Genomic DNA, 14,058 nt, shown 5'->3' with positions numbered 1-14,058 from the left:
ATACATCCGCTTGCAGCTGATCCTCTGCGCCGCCCAATAGGCAGGCCAGTTTGGCTTTGGACCGCTTTTCATCGTCCGCCTGCGTATCCATCCGGAAATTCCGGATGAATACGCATTGAGCGCGACGGCCTGGCGCAAGACGATTTTGCCGGCCGATCATCCCCCTGCCGGCCGACCAGTATCCAGCTGCTGCTCCAGTGCCAGAATACTCAGAGTGGTCGCCAGCACCGTGTCCGGATTAAGGGAGATGCTGTCGATGCCGCATTCCACCAGAAACGCGGCAAATTCGGGGTAATCACTTGGCGCCTGACCGCAGATGCCGATCTTGCATCCACAGGCCTTGACCCGTCTTATGACATCCGAGATCATGCGGGTTACCGCCTCATTGCGTTCGTCGTAAAGATGCGCAACAATCTCGGAATCGCGGTCCAGCCCCAGCAACAGCTGGGTCAGGTCGTTGGACCCGATGGAGAAACCATCGAACAGCGCAGCGAACTCTTCGGCCAGCACCACGTTGGAAGGGATCTCACACATCACATACAGCTCCAGACCGTCCCTGCCCCGTTGCAAACCGGCGCCGGCCATGACCTCGATCACCCGTCGCCCTTCTTCCACGGTGCGGCAGAAGGGGATCATGAGCTTGACGTTTTTCAGTCCCATATCCTCCCGCACCCGCTTCATGGCACGGCATTCGAGCAGGAAACCTTCGCGGTAGCGGTCATCGTAATAGCGCGAGGCCCCCCGGAATCCGATCATGGGGTTCGATTCGTCCGGCTCGAAATAGCTCCCCCCAGCAGGTTGGCGTACTCGTTGCTCTTGAAATCGCTCATGCGCACGATGACGTCGTTGGGGTAGAAAGCCGCGGCCAGGGTGGCGACCCCCTGCGAAAGCTGATCGACAAAAAATTCACCGCCGTCGGAATAACCGGCAATCAGATCGGCGATTTTTTCCCGTGTCTCGCGGTCCTCGACCCTCTCCGGATGCAACAGGGCGATGGGATGCGCCTGAATGGCCGTATTAATGATGAATTCAAGACGCGCCAGCCCCACCCCGTCGTTGGGGATGCGGCGCAGTCCGAACGCCTGCTGCGGATTACCAATGTTCATCATGATACGGGTGCGCGGGCGGTGCAATTCCGCGAGATTGGTCTTTTTGATCTCGAAGGGCAGCTTGCCGGCATACACAAAGCCGGTTTCCCCCTCCGCGCAGCACACCGTCACCGGATGCTCGTCGGCAATAACGGAGGTCGCGTCGCCGGTGCCGATCACGCAGGGAATGCCAAGCTCGCGGCTGACAATGGCGGCATGGCATGTCCGGCCACCGCGATTGGTAACGATGGCGGCGGCTTTTTTCATGACCGGCTCCCAGTCGGGGTCGGTCATGTCCGTCACCAGCACGGCTCCGGGCTGAAAGCGGCCGATCTCCGCTGCGTCCTTGATGACCATGGCCCGGCCGACGCCGATTTTGCTGCCGACCGCCCGGCCCGTTGTGATAATTTCCCCGCGCTGCTGCAGCTGGTATTCCTCCAGCACGTTGCCGGTCAGGGCCGACTGCACCGTTTCCGGCCGCGCCTGCACAATGAACAGTTCGCCGGTTTCACCATCCTTGGCCCATTCGATATCCATGGGGCGGCGATAATGTTCCTCGATGGTGCAGGCCATCCGCGCCAGGGTCAGCACCTCGTCGTCGTCCAGGCAGAAGCGCTCGCGGTCTTCCGGTGCCACGGAAATCTCGCGCGTTGCTTGCGGACCATTATTGAGGCTGTAAACGATCTTTTTTTCTTGCTTCCCAGACGCCGGCTGATGATGGGGCGAAATCCCTGTTTGAGGGTCGGTTTGAAGACAAAAAACTCGTCGGGATTGACCGCACCGCGCACTACGTTTTCGCCCAGCCCCCAGGCCCCGTTGATCAGCACCACCTCGCGAAATCCAGTTTCCGTGGAAATGGTGAACATGACACCGGCGCTGGCCAGGTCGGAGCGCACCATTTTCTGCACGCCGACGGACAGCGCCACGCTCATGTGGTCGAAACCATGATGCTCCCGGTAGGAAATGGCGCGATTGGTAAACAGCGAGGCGAAGCAGTTGCGGCAGGCGGCGAGCAATTCGTCGGCACCGCGGATGTTGAGATAGGTTTCCTGCTGACCGGCAAAAGAGGCGTCCGGCAAATCCTCGGCGGTGGCGCTGGAACGCACCGCCACATCGCAGTCGGCCCCGTACTGCTGCTCCATCCGGGCATAGGCGGTACGGATCGCCTGTTCAAGGGCATCCGGCAATTCGGCATGGCGGATGGCCCGGCGCACCTGGTGGCCGACGGAGGTCAGGCTGTCAATGCTGTCGGCATCGAGATCGGTCAGCAGGCGACTTATCTGCTCATCGAGCCCGGTTTCGCGCAGAAAGAACCGATAAGCCTCGGCGGTCACGGCAAAACCGCCCGGCACCTTGATACCGAGATCCGTCAGGTTGCCTATCATTTCCCCCAGCGAGGCATTTTTCCCTCCCACCAGAGGCAGATCGTCAAGAGCGATATCCTCGAACCACATGATGTGCGCAAACTCTGTCATCGGTTCCTCCCTTTCCAAGCCGGCATGCAAAACGGTACGCTACCTTGCCATCGCCCGCAAATCCCGGGCGTTTCTGTCACCGTAAATTCTAACAGATATCCCTGCGTTCGCCGCCCCGCTCGACCTGTTCACAAGCCGAGATCAACGGACGCCGACGGCAGGCTTGCGAAGCACAGTCCGCGGGACCACCATATTGATTGAAAAATATCGGGCACTGATGCTTTAATGGTTGCGGTCGCAGCCTGGCCACGCTTCGCCAGACCAATTTACCCCGCAACGGAGACATGTATGCCGTTTGATTGCCGTAGCCTTTTTTTAGCCACCGTTTTGCTGGGCTTGTGTTCCGCCTGCACACCGAAACCTCAGGCTCCGCCCCCTCTGCCGGGGTCCGCGCCGGATCCGGGCCAGCCGGCAGCGGCCCTTGACGATCAGGATCTGCAATGGCGCACCTGGCTGGAAGATCTCGGCGAGGAAGCCCTGGCGCAGGGTATCAGCAAAGAGGTACTGCACGACGCGCTGGCGGACCTGCAGCCGGCTCCGGAACTGCTCATGCCCCGCCATAAACAGGCCGAGTTCGCTCTCTCCAAACAGGAATACGTGCAGCGTCTCGCCTCCGAGCAGCGTTTTCAGGCAGGGCTGAAACGAAAGGACGAACTGCGGGATCTGCTGCAAAAGATAGAGTGGCGCTATGGCGTTCCGGAAGCCTACCTGCTGGCCCTGTGGGCGATTGAAAGCGACTTCGGCAAGGGTGCAAACCGCCACCCGGTGATCCGTGCCCTGGCCACACAGGCGTGGCGTAGCCAACGGCCGGCCTTTTTCCGCAAGCAATTGCTGGCCGCGTTGCAGATCCTCGATCAGGAGCGCATGCCAAGCGAGCAGCTGCGCGGTTCCTGGGCCGGCGCCATGGGACATTTCCAGTTCATCCCCACCACCTATCTCGACTATGCGGTCGATTTCAACGACGATGGGAAACGGGATATCTGGACCGATGTGGAGGATGCACTGGCCTCCGCGGCCAGCTACCTGGTCCGGGCGGGGTGGCAAAGACAAACAGCCTGGGGGTGGAGAATCGACCTGCCGGCGGCCTTCGATCGCACCCTGGCCGATCCGGGGGTCAAAAAGAGCCTGGCCGACTGGCGCGCGCTGGGCCTGCCTGCCGTGGCCGGCAGCGACGAGGTGCAGGCCGCACTGCTATTGCCCGACGGACCGCAGGGACCGGCCTTCCTGGTCACCGACAACCTGCGGGTGCTGATGCGCTGGAACCGCTCCGTTGCCTTCGCGCTGGCGGTCGGACATCTGGCGGATCGCTTCGAGCAGGCCGACCGGAACATTCCGGTCGAGGGACCCGCCTCGCCGCTTTAACCGCTACATTGCACCGACCTCCTGATGCGGAAGGGTCATTTCAGATTCATTTTGACCAGCACCTCGTTGGCAGTTTCCTCCAGTGCCTTGCCGGAAACATTGACAGTAGGCCACCCCTGGCGTCGGAACAGAATTTTGGCATAGCGAATTTCCTCCTCGATCTCCCCCAGATCGGCGTAGGCGGCACGCGGATCCTGACCCAGATGTTTAAGGCGGGCGACACGCAGCTCCACCAGCCGCTGGGGGTCGATATACAACCCGACGACCCGCTTCGGATCGACCTGAAACAGCTCCTTGGGCGGTTCGATCCCCAGCACCAGCGGCACATTGGCGACCTTCCAGCCGAGGTGGGCCAGGTAGGTTGAAAGGGGCGTTTTGCTGGTCCGGGAAACCCCGACCAGCACGATATCCGCCTGCAACAGGTGCCGCACCTCCTGCCCGTCGTCGTGCTTGACGGTGAATTCCACCGCTTCGATGCGACGAAAATAGTCATCATCCATATCGTGCAGCAAGCCCGGCGTTTGCCCGGGCGAACGCCCGAAAAACTTGGAAAACTGGGAAAGCAGGGGCGTCACCAGGTCAAAAGCCAGAATCCCCCGGTTTTCACAGGTCTCCTGGATAAACTGCGCCAGCGCCCGGTTGACGACCGTATAGACGACCATGCCCTTGTGTTGCATGACCTCACCGATACCCTGCAGCACGGCGGTTTCATTGCGCACATTGCTGATGCGCCGCAACCGCACCGGCTTGTCCCGGAACTGGGTCAGGACCGCATTGACAATCTTCTCGGCGGTTTCGCCGGTGGCGTCGGACATCAGATAAATGACTTGGGGCGTGGTCATGCAACCTCCGGAAACGGATGCGGGATTCAGGGCGGATCAGACGGCAGAGCCCGGAGCACATCGAGCATGGCATCATGAATAGCGCCATTGCTGGCCACCAGCTGCCGGCCATCGATCGCGGCAGGGCGGCCAGCGAAGTCCGTCACCCTGCCACCGGCTTCGGTCACCAGCAACAGGCCGGCGGCCACGTTCCAGGGCTTGAGATCGAATTCCCAGAAACCGTCAAACCGCCCCGCCGCCACATAACACAGATCAAGCGCCGCGGCACCGTCGCGACGCACGCCGTGGGTCCGATAATAAAACAGCTTGAAATAATCCATCGAGCGGTGCCAGCGGTCGCCAAGCTCGTAAGGAAACCCCGTCGCCAGCAGCGTCCTGGACAGGTCGTCGGCCCGCGACACCTGCAACGGCGCACCATTGAGGAACGCCCCACCGCCGCGCACGGCGGTGAACATTTCGTCATGCACGGGGTCGTACACCACCGCCACCTCCGTCCGCAGGCGCTGCTGCACAGCGATGGATACGCAGAAGAAGGGATAGCCATGCACGAAATTGGTGGTGCCGTCGATGGGGTCGATAACCCACCGCCAATCGCTGCCGGCCTGGCTGGCGCCGCTCTCCTCGGCCAGAATCGCGTGCTGCGGCCAGTCCCGGCGGATACAGGCGAGGATAAGGGCCTCCGAGCCGCGATCGACATCGGTGACCATGTCGACACGCCCCTTGTAATCGACGCGGCGCGAACCGCGCATGGCTTCCAGAATATAGGCGCCGGCACGGCGGGCAGCGGTTTCGGCGGTATTGAGGATTTCCTGCATGGCGGGTAACGTAGCTTTCGTCGGGGCCAAAATTGCGGGACATGAAAACCGCCCCCCCGGTAATTGGCGATCAGTGATTGGTTGTACATAGCACATCCAGCCTGGCTCGTCTCCCGGAAAAAGCGTACCCTGACGTTTACATCCGTCAATGGGTTGAGAGAATCATGGCGCGGCTGCTCCTGTGCTGTTCGGCATGGCCGGACAGCACCTGGCCGGCAGGCCGGTTCCGAAACCTTCCCGCATAAAGCGCCGACAGGGTTTCGTCATGTACCGCTCCAATGGCAGGGATCGCGGGCGATCTCCAGGCTCAGGTAATCACCTTCGCGCAACACGCTGCGGATAATCCCGATGCCGTGAAGGATCTCCTCCTCCGTCACGATAAGGTGGGCGCGGAAACGGATGCTGCAGCCGCCGCAACCGATCAGCAACAATCTGCGGCGGAAAAATGCCCTTACCAGCTGATCCCTTGTATGGTTATCCGGTACGTCAAAGGCGCACATCAGACCGCGCCCCCGAGGATTGGACACCACGCGCGGGAATTCCGCAGCCAGCTGGCACAGCTCCGCCAACAGCAGTTCGCCCTGCCTCCGGGCATTTTCAACCAGCCCTTCCTCCTCGATGATGCGCAGAATATGGGTACAGCGCGCCATGTCGACCAGGTTTCCGCCGAAGGTCGAATTGATGCGACTGCGTTCCTGGAACACGTGGCAACTGACCTCGTCGATACGGCGCGAGGCGAGCATCCCGCACACCTGGGTCTTCTTGCCAAAAGCCAACAGGTCGGGCTGCACGCCGAAATGCTCAAACGCCCAGAACCGTCCCGTCAGCCCGACACCGGTCTGTACTTCGTCGAAGATCAGCAGGATATCGTGACGGTCGCACAACTGCCGCAGGGCCTGCAAAAATTCCGCGCGGAAATGGTTGTCGCCCCCCTCCCCCTGAATCGGCTCGATGATGATCGCGGCGACATCCTCCCCTTGCTCGTCAATGATCCGGCCGATGGTTCCCAGTGCCTCGTTCTCCAGATGGCAAACCGAAGCCAGGTTCTCTTCGGTGATGGGGAAGGTCAGTTTCGGATTGACGATTCGCGGCCAGTCGAATTTGGGGAAAAAGCGCGTCTTGCGCGGATCATAGGTATTGGTCAGCGACAGGGTGTAGCCGGAACGGCCATGGAAGGCCTGGCGGAAATGAATCACCTGCCTGCCGATGTCTTCTTTGTATCCGGCGACCAGATTCTTCCTTACCTTCCAGTCAAAGGCGGTTTTCATGGCATTCTCCACCGCCAGCGCACCGCCGTCGATGAAAAACACATGCGGCATCGCCGAGGGCATGGCGACACGGGCGAAGGTATCGACGAACTCGGCCATGGCCGTGGTATAGACGTCCGAGTTGGAAGGCTTGTTCACCGCCAACCGGCCCAGCCGCGCCCGCTCCTTCAGCAACCGGGGATGGTTGTAGCCCACCGCCATGGAAGCGTACATGGAAAAGAAATCGAGGAACCGTTCCCCCGTGCGCTGATCGACAAACCAGCTCCCCAGGGAACGATCCAGATCGAGAATAATATCGTACCCTTCGGTCAGCATATAGCGGCCCAGGGTCCGCTTTACATCGTGGGGATGAATCACAGGCACCTCCGCTTTCGACAAAACAGGTCAGCATTTGGCCGGGTTTCCGGATAAACACAGTTTAGCAGCACGGAGGGTTTGGGCAACGAGACGTGCAGGGGCGGATCGCGAACCGCCCCTGTCCAAAGAATAGGCAATGAGGAAATTAGCCTGATAAATCAGGGCTCAGCACACTGTCTATCAGACTTTTACGGGGGGTTTTACACAGCGCCTGTGGATAGCTGGAGTATTGATACGCTCCGTGCCGGTCCTTGCAAACCTGCGCCCCGATAGCCTTGCAATGAAAAATGGCATCTGTTAAGACTCATGTATAAAAATTCCAAGGAGAACCCGACATGAGTGATTTTCTGGAAGCCCTCGATGCCCTCTTTCACGAAACCTTTCTCGGCATCGGCGTCGGCCGTTTTGCCGCCGCATTCGGTATCATCGTTGCTTTCCTTATCCTGAAAAAAGTTTTCGGCCATGTATTCGTCAACGTCATCTTCCCACTGGCCACCCGGACGCAGAGCCGCTATGACGACGAATTTTTGAACTGCATCCGCAAACCGGCCGAACTGCTGGTGATCATCATCGGTCTGTTCATCGCCGTGCAGGTCCTGCAACTGCCCACCGCTCCGGTCGACATCCGGCGCGGTGCCCACGCTCTGCTCAAGGTGCTGGTCACCTTCGATATCGGCTGGGCCCTGTTCAATCTGGTCAGCCTCCTCGACATCTTTTTGTCCGGATGGGTCAGCAAAACCGAATCACCCCTCGATGACCACCTGCTGCCGTTTATCCGCAAGAGCCTGCGGGCGTTTATCATCTTTCTGGCGGTGATCATGACCATCCAGAACCTCGGCTACTCCATCTCGGGACTGCTGGCTTCCCTCGGCATCGGCGGCCTGGCCGTGGCCCTGGCGGCCAAGGACACCCTGTCGAATGTGTTCGGCTCGTTCATGATCATCCTCGACCGGCCGTTTCATATCGGCGACTGGGTCAAGGCCGGCGACATGGAAGGCGTGGTCGAAGAGGTCGGCTTCCGCTCCACCAAGATCCGCACCTTCGCCAAAACCCTGATCACCGTCCCCAACAACATAATAGCCAATCTGGCCGTGGACAATTTCAGCCGCATGCCCAAACGGCGCATCAAGCTGAACGTCGGCGTGACCTACGAAACAGGCCCGGCACAAATGCGCCGGGCCGTGTCCCGAATCCGCGACATGCTGGCCAGCCATCCAGCCATTCAGCAGGACTTTTTCCTGGTCAATTTCAACGACTTCGGCGCATCGTCCCTGGACATCATGGTCTATTGCTTCACCACAACCACCGTCTGGGAGGAATATCTGGCAGCCCGCCAGGACATCTGCCTGAAAATCATGGACATCCTGGATGAACTGGGCCTGGAGATCGCTTTCCCCAGCCATTCGGTGTACCTGCGCGGACGGGAAGGGGAAAAAGACGGGGCAGCATCGGCATCGCCGGCGCTGCCCGCCTGAGGCGGGCCGAGCCAGGGAAAATCAGACAACCGGCGGGTCGGTGAGTCGTGGCGGATCGGCCGGCGCAAGACCGACCTCGTCGCTCAGGGCGTGGAGAAGGGCCAGGGCATCCTGGCGCCGGGAAGGATGGAAGCCGACTTCGATGGTGCCCGTGGCGGCATCGACGGTGCGCATGAAAAGCAATCCGTCATAACTTTCCAGAATGAACCGCAGATAACCAATGTCTCTGCGGGATACGACGTACCAGCGTTTATCCAGCATAGCCGATTTCACACTCCTTCTGTCTACGCGATCCTGCTTTCCGGTGCCGTCCGGGTTGGGTACACGACGTGACGGACTGCTGCGCAGCCCCTTGTCCATCCGCGGACTCCGGATGAACACTACCGCAGCCGCCGTACCGAATCAACATCTTTGCATGCGGGCCGCCGCATGCCAAAACGGTGCGAAAAGGACAGGCTTGCGAACCGCCGGACAAAGTTTTAGTATCCCTGCACGCCACACCATGCGCAGGATAGCCAGATGGACAGCCTCCGGCTGCCCGAAGGGCGAGGGCCAGGGATGGCCCGAGTTACAAGCAAGCCTGCGGATTGACGCCGCCACGGCGGAAAATGGCCGTTTCCGGATAAAAACCAGCCAGCATGGCACAGCTTCAGGAGGACGTTCAACATGGAATCTTATATTCTGCTCTCCGGCATTACCCTGGTCGCCATGGCCAGTCCCGGCCCGGATATGTTGCTGCTGATGCGCAACGGCCTCACCGGAGGACGCGCTGCCGGCTTTGCCACGGTGCTCGGTATCTGCGCAGGGTTGCTGGTGCATGTCTCCCTGTCCGTGGCCGGTCTGGCCTGGCTGATCACGCGCAATGTCTATATCCACGATGCCGTGCGCCTGCTTGGAGCCGCCTACCTGCTGTTTATCGGCATCAGGGCCTTGCGGTTTCGTGGCGCGCTGAATCTCGAAAACCTGGCCTTTCAGAACCGCCGTTCAGCATGCCAGGGGCTGCGCGACGGCTTTTTATGCAATCTGCTCAATCCCAAGGTCACCATCTATATTTTCAGCATTTTCACCCAGTTCATCGCACCGGGAGACTCCCTCTGGGTAAAAACCGGCTACGGCATGACCATCGTGCTGACCTCCCTGTGCGGATGGTCGCTGTTCATACTGCTGGTCCAGCACAGATTCGTCCGTCTGGGCCTGGCGCGGTTCAATACCCTTATCAACCGTATTTTCGGAGGCGTCATGATCGCCCTGGGGCTGCGCATCGCCCTGGTTCGCGACTGAAACGCGGGTTTTTTAAAACAAAATCCCAAACACAAAGAGCCGGGTGCATGCACCCGGCTCTTTGTGTTTCAACATGATCGGCATTCCGGATATTCCGGCTGCCATCAATCAGCGTTGCGCCGCCCCCTGACGCCGGAACTGGCGTCCCTGGAAGTCCCGGCATAATTTCTGTTCCGTTTGGGCGCCGCACCGCGCCCAACGGGGCGTTTGCTCCGGGGTTGCCGACTGGCCCCAGGGTTTGCTTTGACAGGCGGCGCATCGGATACAGCCGGGTCCTCGTAGGCAAATCCCTGGACAGTGCGCCGCTCCAGCGGAGCTTTCAGCATCTTTTCAATGGCCCGGATCATGGCGGTATCCTCGCCGGAGACCAGGGTAAAAGCTTCGCCCTGGCGCGAAGCCCGGCCGGTACGACCGATGCGATGCACGTAGGTTTCAGCGGTAGCGGGCATGTCGTAATTTATAACATGGGAAACACGAGACACATCGATGCCCCGCGCTGCGATATCCGTCGCGACCAGAATCCGGTATTTACCCTTCCGGAATCCCTCAAGCGCTTCCTGACGGCGCGCCTGGGAGAGGTTCCCCTGCAGGGAGCAGGCCTGGAATCCTGCTTTATCGAGTTGCAGGCCCAACCGCTTGGCGCGATGCTTGGTTCGGGTAAATACAAGCACCGACCCCATGTCGCCGGCTCCGAGAAGTTCCAGCAACATGGCGGTTTTCTGCTGCTGGGCAACAGGATACAAGGCATGGGTGACAGTTTCGGCCGGCGCGGTATTTCCTATCCGCACCGTTATCGGCGTCGCCAGAATTTCACCGGACAGGCGCCGGATTTCATCCGGCATGGTGGCGGAAAACAACAGGGTCTGGCGCCGTTTCGGCAGGTGGCCCAGAATACGCCGGATGGCAGGGAAAAACCCCATGTCGAACATCTGATCGGCTTCGTCGAGCACCAGAGCTTCAACAGCGGACAGATCGATGTGCTTGTTTTCAATATGATCGAGCAGCCGCCCCGGGCAAGCCACCACGATATCGACACCTCGTTTGAGCGCGGTGATCTGCGGCCGGATGCTCACGCCGCCGTAAACAGTCAGGCTTTTAAGTCCCGTATGGGCGCCAAGGCTGCAAAAGGCCTGATGAATCTGTTCCGCCAGTTCGCGCGTAGGCGCCACTACCAGCGCCCGCACCCGGCCACCGCGCGACTTCATGAGGCGCTGCAGTACCGGCAGGGCAAACGCAGCGGTTTTCCCTGTGCCGGTCTGGGCCAGCCCCATGACATCCTGCCCGGCAAGAATGGGCGGAATGGCCTGTGCCTGGATGGGAGTGGGCGAAACATAACCGGCGGCAGTGATGCCCTGGCGAATCTGCGGGTGAAAATCGAATGTACTGAATTCCATAGTGTCCTTTAAAAGCCGTAAAAAATAAAAGCCCCGGAAGCATTCCGGGGCCTACGAAGTCTTTTCGTTTTTGCAAGGAAAGCGGCTTTAATCGAAGCAGCCTATCAGCCTGCCCCACTCTTGTCAACCAAATTCCTGGAAATCATGACGTAGGCCGGGGCCAGGGGTCCCCGGACCGCCCGGCAAACATGTCGGCGTAAAGACTGTCATGCCGCTCGTTGCAGTGTCAGGTGCAAATCCCGCCAAAGACTCCGGCCAAAAAAGGGGTGCCTCCGGTCGGACCGGTATGGTATGCTTCGCCCCATGAGCGGGCATCGGTCGCACGGTGGATTTTTTCATCGCTTGATGTGACAGGCACTTCTTGCACACAGATTTCTTTTTCCCAAACACCCTCCCCAGAGGCTCTGAATGGACCCCAAGAGCGCGTTTTCGGTGCGTTGGCATAACAGTCTTCTGTTTCGCACCCCTTTGCTGTTTCTGCTGCTGCTTGCCGTGCTGGTAGCCAGCCTGACCATTATCATGGATACCGTCGCCCGGCCACGCCTGGAGGAGCAGTCCTTCCGCATGGTCAACCAGGTAGGCAGTACCATGGTCGCCCAACTGGGCGAGCGACTGGCCGTTGCCGAAACGCTGGCCCGCGCCCTTTCCACGACCAGCGCCGTACTGCCCTTGCGGGCAGATGACCACATGCGGATAATCCCGCGCCTGATTGACAAGCTGGGTCCGTCATCCTATATCATCGGCGGCGGGGTCTGGTACGAACCCTTCAGCTTTGAGCCGGACCATGAGCGACGCAGTTTTTTCTGGGGGCGCAACGCCGAAGGCCTCCTTGATTTTGTCAAGGACTATGACGACCCCGACAGCCCCGGCTATCATCGGGAGGAATGGTATGTACCGGGCAGGTATCTCAAACCCGGCAAGGTTTTCTGGTCCCGATCCTATGTCGATCCCCACACCTATGTCCCCATGGTGACCTGCACCGCGCCGATCTACCGCGACGGCCGGTTTACCGGCGTGGTAACCGTCGACCTCAAACTGGAAGGACTGGAGGCCTTTTTTGATGCGCAGGCCAAAAAAATCAGCGGCTATGCCTTCGCCGTCGACCGCAACGGTAAGTTTCTGTCGTTTCCCGATGTAACCCTTACCCGCCTCAGCCGCACGGACAGGCTGGGGCGCAAACAGATCGAATATATCCAGGCCCGCGACCTCGCCGCCCAGAAACCGCAATTCGCGCCCCTGGCGTCGGCTGTTTACGCCAGCAGCAAGGAACTGCTGGAAAAATCCCGCCAGTCCGACAGTTTCGACCCCGACATGGCCGCGACAATCGCCCGCCAGGGTGCGGACATATCGCCGGATGAAGCCGCGCTTATCACGGCCGTGCTGCAGGAACCCCGACTCGGCAGCCAGGACGGCGGTCTGCTGCTCCGGCATTTCACCACCGACGGCGACCTGCTCCTGGAAGAGCCATGCAGCGTGGCGATTTTTCATGTGCCCGGAACCTACTGGAAAATCGTCACCGTCACGCCGGTAAGCCATGCCATGTCGACGGCCAAGGCCATCTATCGTGCGTTGCTGATCGCTCTGATCATGAGCGTATCGGCGGCAGTCCTCGGGGCCTTTCTGACTCTGAACACCATGCTGATGCGCCCCCTGGCCCGCCTGACCCACCAGCTCAGAAGCGCCATCGACATCAATGCTGAAGAAATGTTGTGCCTCGACGAAACCTTCCACAACGAATTCGGAACCTTCGCCTACTGGTTCAACGTCAGGACGCGAAAGCTGGCCGATACTCTGGAGCAGCTGCGCATCATCCGTGGCGAACTGGAACAGAGGGTCGCGGAGAGGACCGAGAAACTGGCGCAGACCAACATCAAGCTTGAACTGGAAGTTCAGCAGCGGCGACGCGCCCAGCAGTTTCTGCGGCGGCTGGCCATGCTGGATCCGCTGACGGATGTCGCCAACCGGCGCAGTTTCGATGCCGCCCTGCCGTCCTTCTGGCAGCGAGCCCGGCAAAAAGAGACCCCTTTGGCACTGGTGCTGGTCGATATGGACCGGTTCAAACCGTTCAACGATACCTACGGCTACCAGGCCGGCGACCAGTGCCTCAAAAAGATCGCGCAGACCATGGCGGCGTGCATTCAGGGCGACGAAGAGCGCATCGCCCGATTCGGTGGCGAGCAATTCGCCGTAATCGTTCCCGACAGCGACAGCGAGGCAGCTAATTCCCTGGCTGAAAAAATCCGAAGTCAAATCGAAGCCCTGCACATCCCCCATCAGGGAGAAGGGGCTTTCGGCGTGGTCACGGTCAGCGTCGGCGTCGCCAGCATGCAACCAACGCGGGACAACACTTACGAGCAGCTCATCGCCCGCGCCAACCGGGCACTCTTCGCAGCAAAAAAAGGTGGCCGCAACCGGGTGGTTCTCGATACGACATTGCCGGGATGAGACTCGAAAAGACAACCCGCGGCCTCGATACATTGCGTCCCAGACTGTCCCAATTTTAAATTTCTGTTTCACAAAATAGCACGACGCTCAAATCGTCAATGCGCCGGTAAAGAACGACCAGATCGGCCCCGCAAACAAAACGACGCGTCTGGCCAGCCAGTAACCCCTCAGAATACCACCATATATCACTTCATCGATGTTACCGGGGCGCAAGGTGCCTTCAAGCTGGCCCCGGTTTTGCGTTAAGGCTGCCCAT

At 59.9% G+C, this 14,058-nt stretch carries 9 protein-coding genes and 1 pseudogene; 4 read left to right on the top strand and 6 right to left on the bottom strand.

The window, feature by feature from the left end; translation table 11 throughout:
* Positions 1–156: 156 nt before the first annotated feature.
* Positions 157–2,563, bottom strand: a pseudogene (gene ppsA / locus A6070_RS16665) (phosphoenolpyruvate synthase).
* A gap of 288 nt (positions 2,564–2,851) precedes the next feature.
* Here ppsA and A6070_RS03130 point away from each other — a divergent pair.
* Positions 2,852–3,925, top strand: a complete 1,074-nt coding sequence (locus tag A6070_RS03130) for a lytic murein transglycosylase (RefSeq protein ID WP_072287018.1) — start codon at positions 2,852–2,854, stop codon at positions 3,923–3,925.
* Positions 3,926–3,960: 35 nt separating this feature from the next.
* Here A6070_RS03130 and A6070_RS03125 read toward each other — a convergent pair whose 3' ends face one another.
* From A6070_RS03125 to lat, 3 genes are all read right to left on the bottom strand, one after another.
* Positions 3,961–4,767, bottom strand: coding sequence for a pyruvate, water dikinase regulatory protein (locus A6070_RS03125; RefSeq protein ID WP_072287017.1), 807 nt, complete (start codon positions 4,765–4,767; stop codon positions 3,961–3,963).
* 26 nt (positions 4,768–4,793) lie between these two features.
* A complete protein-coding gene (locus A6070_RS03120) occupies positions 4,794–5,582 on the bottom strand; it encodes an inositol monophosphatase family protein (protein WP_072287016.1) in 789 nt (262 codons plus the stop codon).
* 263 nt (positions 5,583–5,845) lie between these two features.
* Entirely contained in the window at positions 5,846–7,207 is a 1,362-nt protein-coding gene (gene lat, locus A6070_RS03115; protein WP_072287015.1) for an L-lysine 6-transaminase, read from the bottom strand.
* A 335-nt stretch (positions 7,208–7,542) separates the two neighbouring features.
* Between lat and A6070_RS03110 the strand changes: the two genes are divergently transcribed.
* Entirely contained in the window at positions 7,543–8,682 is a 1,140-nt protein-coding gene (locus A6070_RS03110) for a mechanosensitive ion channel family protein (protein ID WP_072287014.1), read from the top strand.
* 21 nt (positions 8,683–8,703) lie between these two features.
* Here A6070_RS03110 and A6070_RS03105 read toward each other — a convergent pair whose 3' ends face one another.
* On the bottom strand, positions 8,704–9,042 hold the full coding sequence (locus tag A6070_RS03105; RefSeq protein WP_083558685.1) for a DUF4911 domain-containing protein: 339 nt from the start codon (positions 9,040–9,042) through the stop codon (positions 8,704–8,706).
* Between the two features lie 306 nt (positions 9,043–9,348).
* Here A6070_RS03105 and A6070_RS03100 point away from each other — a divergent pair, with 306 nt between their 5' ends.
* On the top strand, positions 9,349–9,963 hold the full coding sequence (locus tag A6070_RS03100) for a LysE family translocator (RefSeq protein ID WP_072287012.1): 615 nt from the start codon (positions 9,349–9,351) through the stop codon (positions 9,961–9,963).
* A 104-nt stretch (positions 9,964–10,067) separates the two neighbouring features.
* On the opposite strand, the gene A6070_RS03095 is transcribed toward A6070_RS03100, so the two are convergent.
* The gene (locus A6070_RS03095; RefSeq protein WP_072287011.1) at positions 10,068–11,357 is read right to left on the bottom strand and encodes a DEAD/DEAH box helicase; all 1,290 of its coding nucleotides are present in this window, start codon (positions 11,355–11,357) and stop codon (positions 10,068–10,070) included.
* A 408-nt stretch (positions 11,358–11,765) separates the two neighbouring features.
* On the opposite strand from A6070_RS03095, the gene A6070_RS03090 reads away from it, so the two are divergent.
* Positions 11,766–13,802 (top strand): sensor domain-containing diguanylate cyclase, encoded by a 2,037-nt coding sequence (locus tag A6070_RS03090; protein WP_072287010.1) that lies wholly within the window; start codon positions 11,766–11,768, stop codon positions 13,800–13,802.
* The last annotated feature ends 256 nt before the right edge of the window (positions 13,803–14,058 follow it).

It is taken from the genome of Syntrophotalea acetylenica (genome assembly GCF_001888165.1).
Lineage (GTDB): Bacteria > Desulfobacterota > Desulfuromonadia > Desulfuromonadales > Syntrophotaleaceae > Syntrophotalea > Syntrophotalea acetylenica.
This window is presented reverse-complemented; position numbering and strand designations above follow the sequence as displayed.

Bases quoted from the DNA above. Each gene is read 5' to 3' on its own strand.
- A6070_RS03130 (WP_072287018.1), top strand. From the start codon at position 2,852: ATGCCGTTTGATTGCCGTAGCCTTTTTTTAGCCACCGTTTTGCTGGGC.
- A6070_RS03125 (WP_072287017.1), bottom strand. From the start codon at position 4,767: ATGACCACGCCCCAAGTCATTTATCTGATGTCCGACGCCACCGGCGAA.
- A6070_RS03120 (WP_072287016.1), bottom strand. From the start codon at position 5,582: ATGCAGGAAATCCTCAATACCGCCGAAACCGCTGCCCGCCGTGCCGGC.
- A6070_RS03110 (WP_072287014.1), top strand. From the start codon at position 7,543: ATGAGTGATTTTCTGGAAGCCCTCGATGCCCTCTTTCACGAAACCTTT.
- A6070_RS03105 (WP_083558685.1), bottom strand. From the start codon at position 9,042: ATGGACAAGGGGCTGCGCAGCAGTCCGTCACGTCGTGTACCCAACCCG.
- A6070_RS03100 (WP_072287012.1), top strand. From the start codon at position 9,349: ATGGAATCTTATATTCTGCTCTCCGGCATTACCCTGGTCGCCATGGCC.
- A6070_RS03095 (WP_072287011.1), bottom strand. From the start codon at position 11,357: ATGGAATTCAGTACATTCGATTTTCACCCGCAGATTCGCCAGGGCATC.
- A6070_RS03090 (WP_072287010.1), top strand. From the start codon at position 11,766: ATGGACCCCAAGAGCGCGTTTTCGGTGCGTTGGCATAACAGTCTTCTG.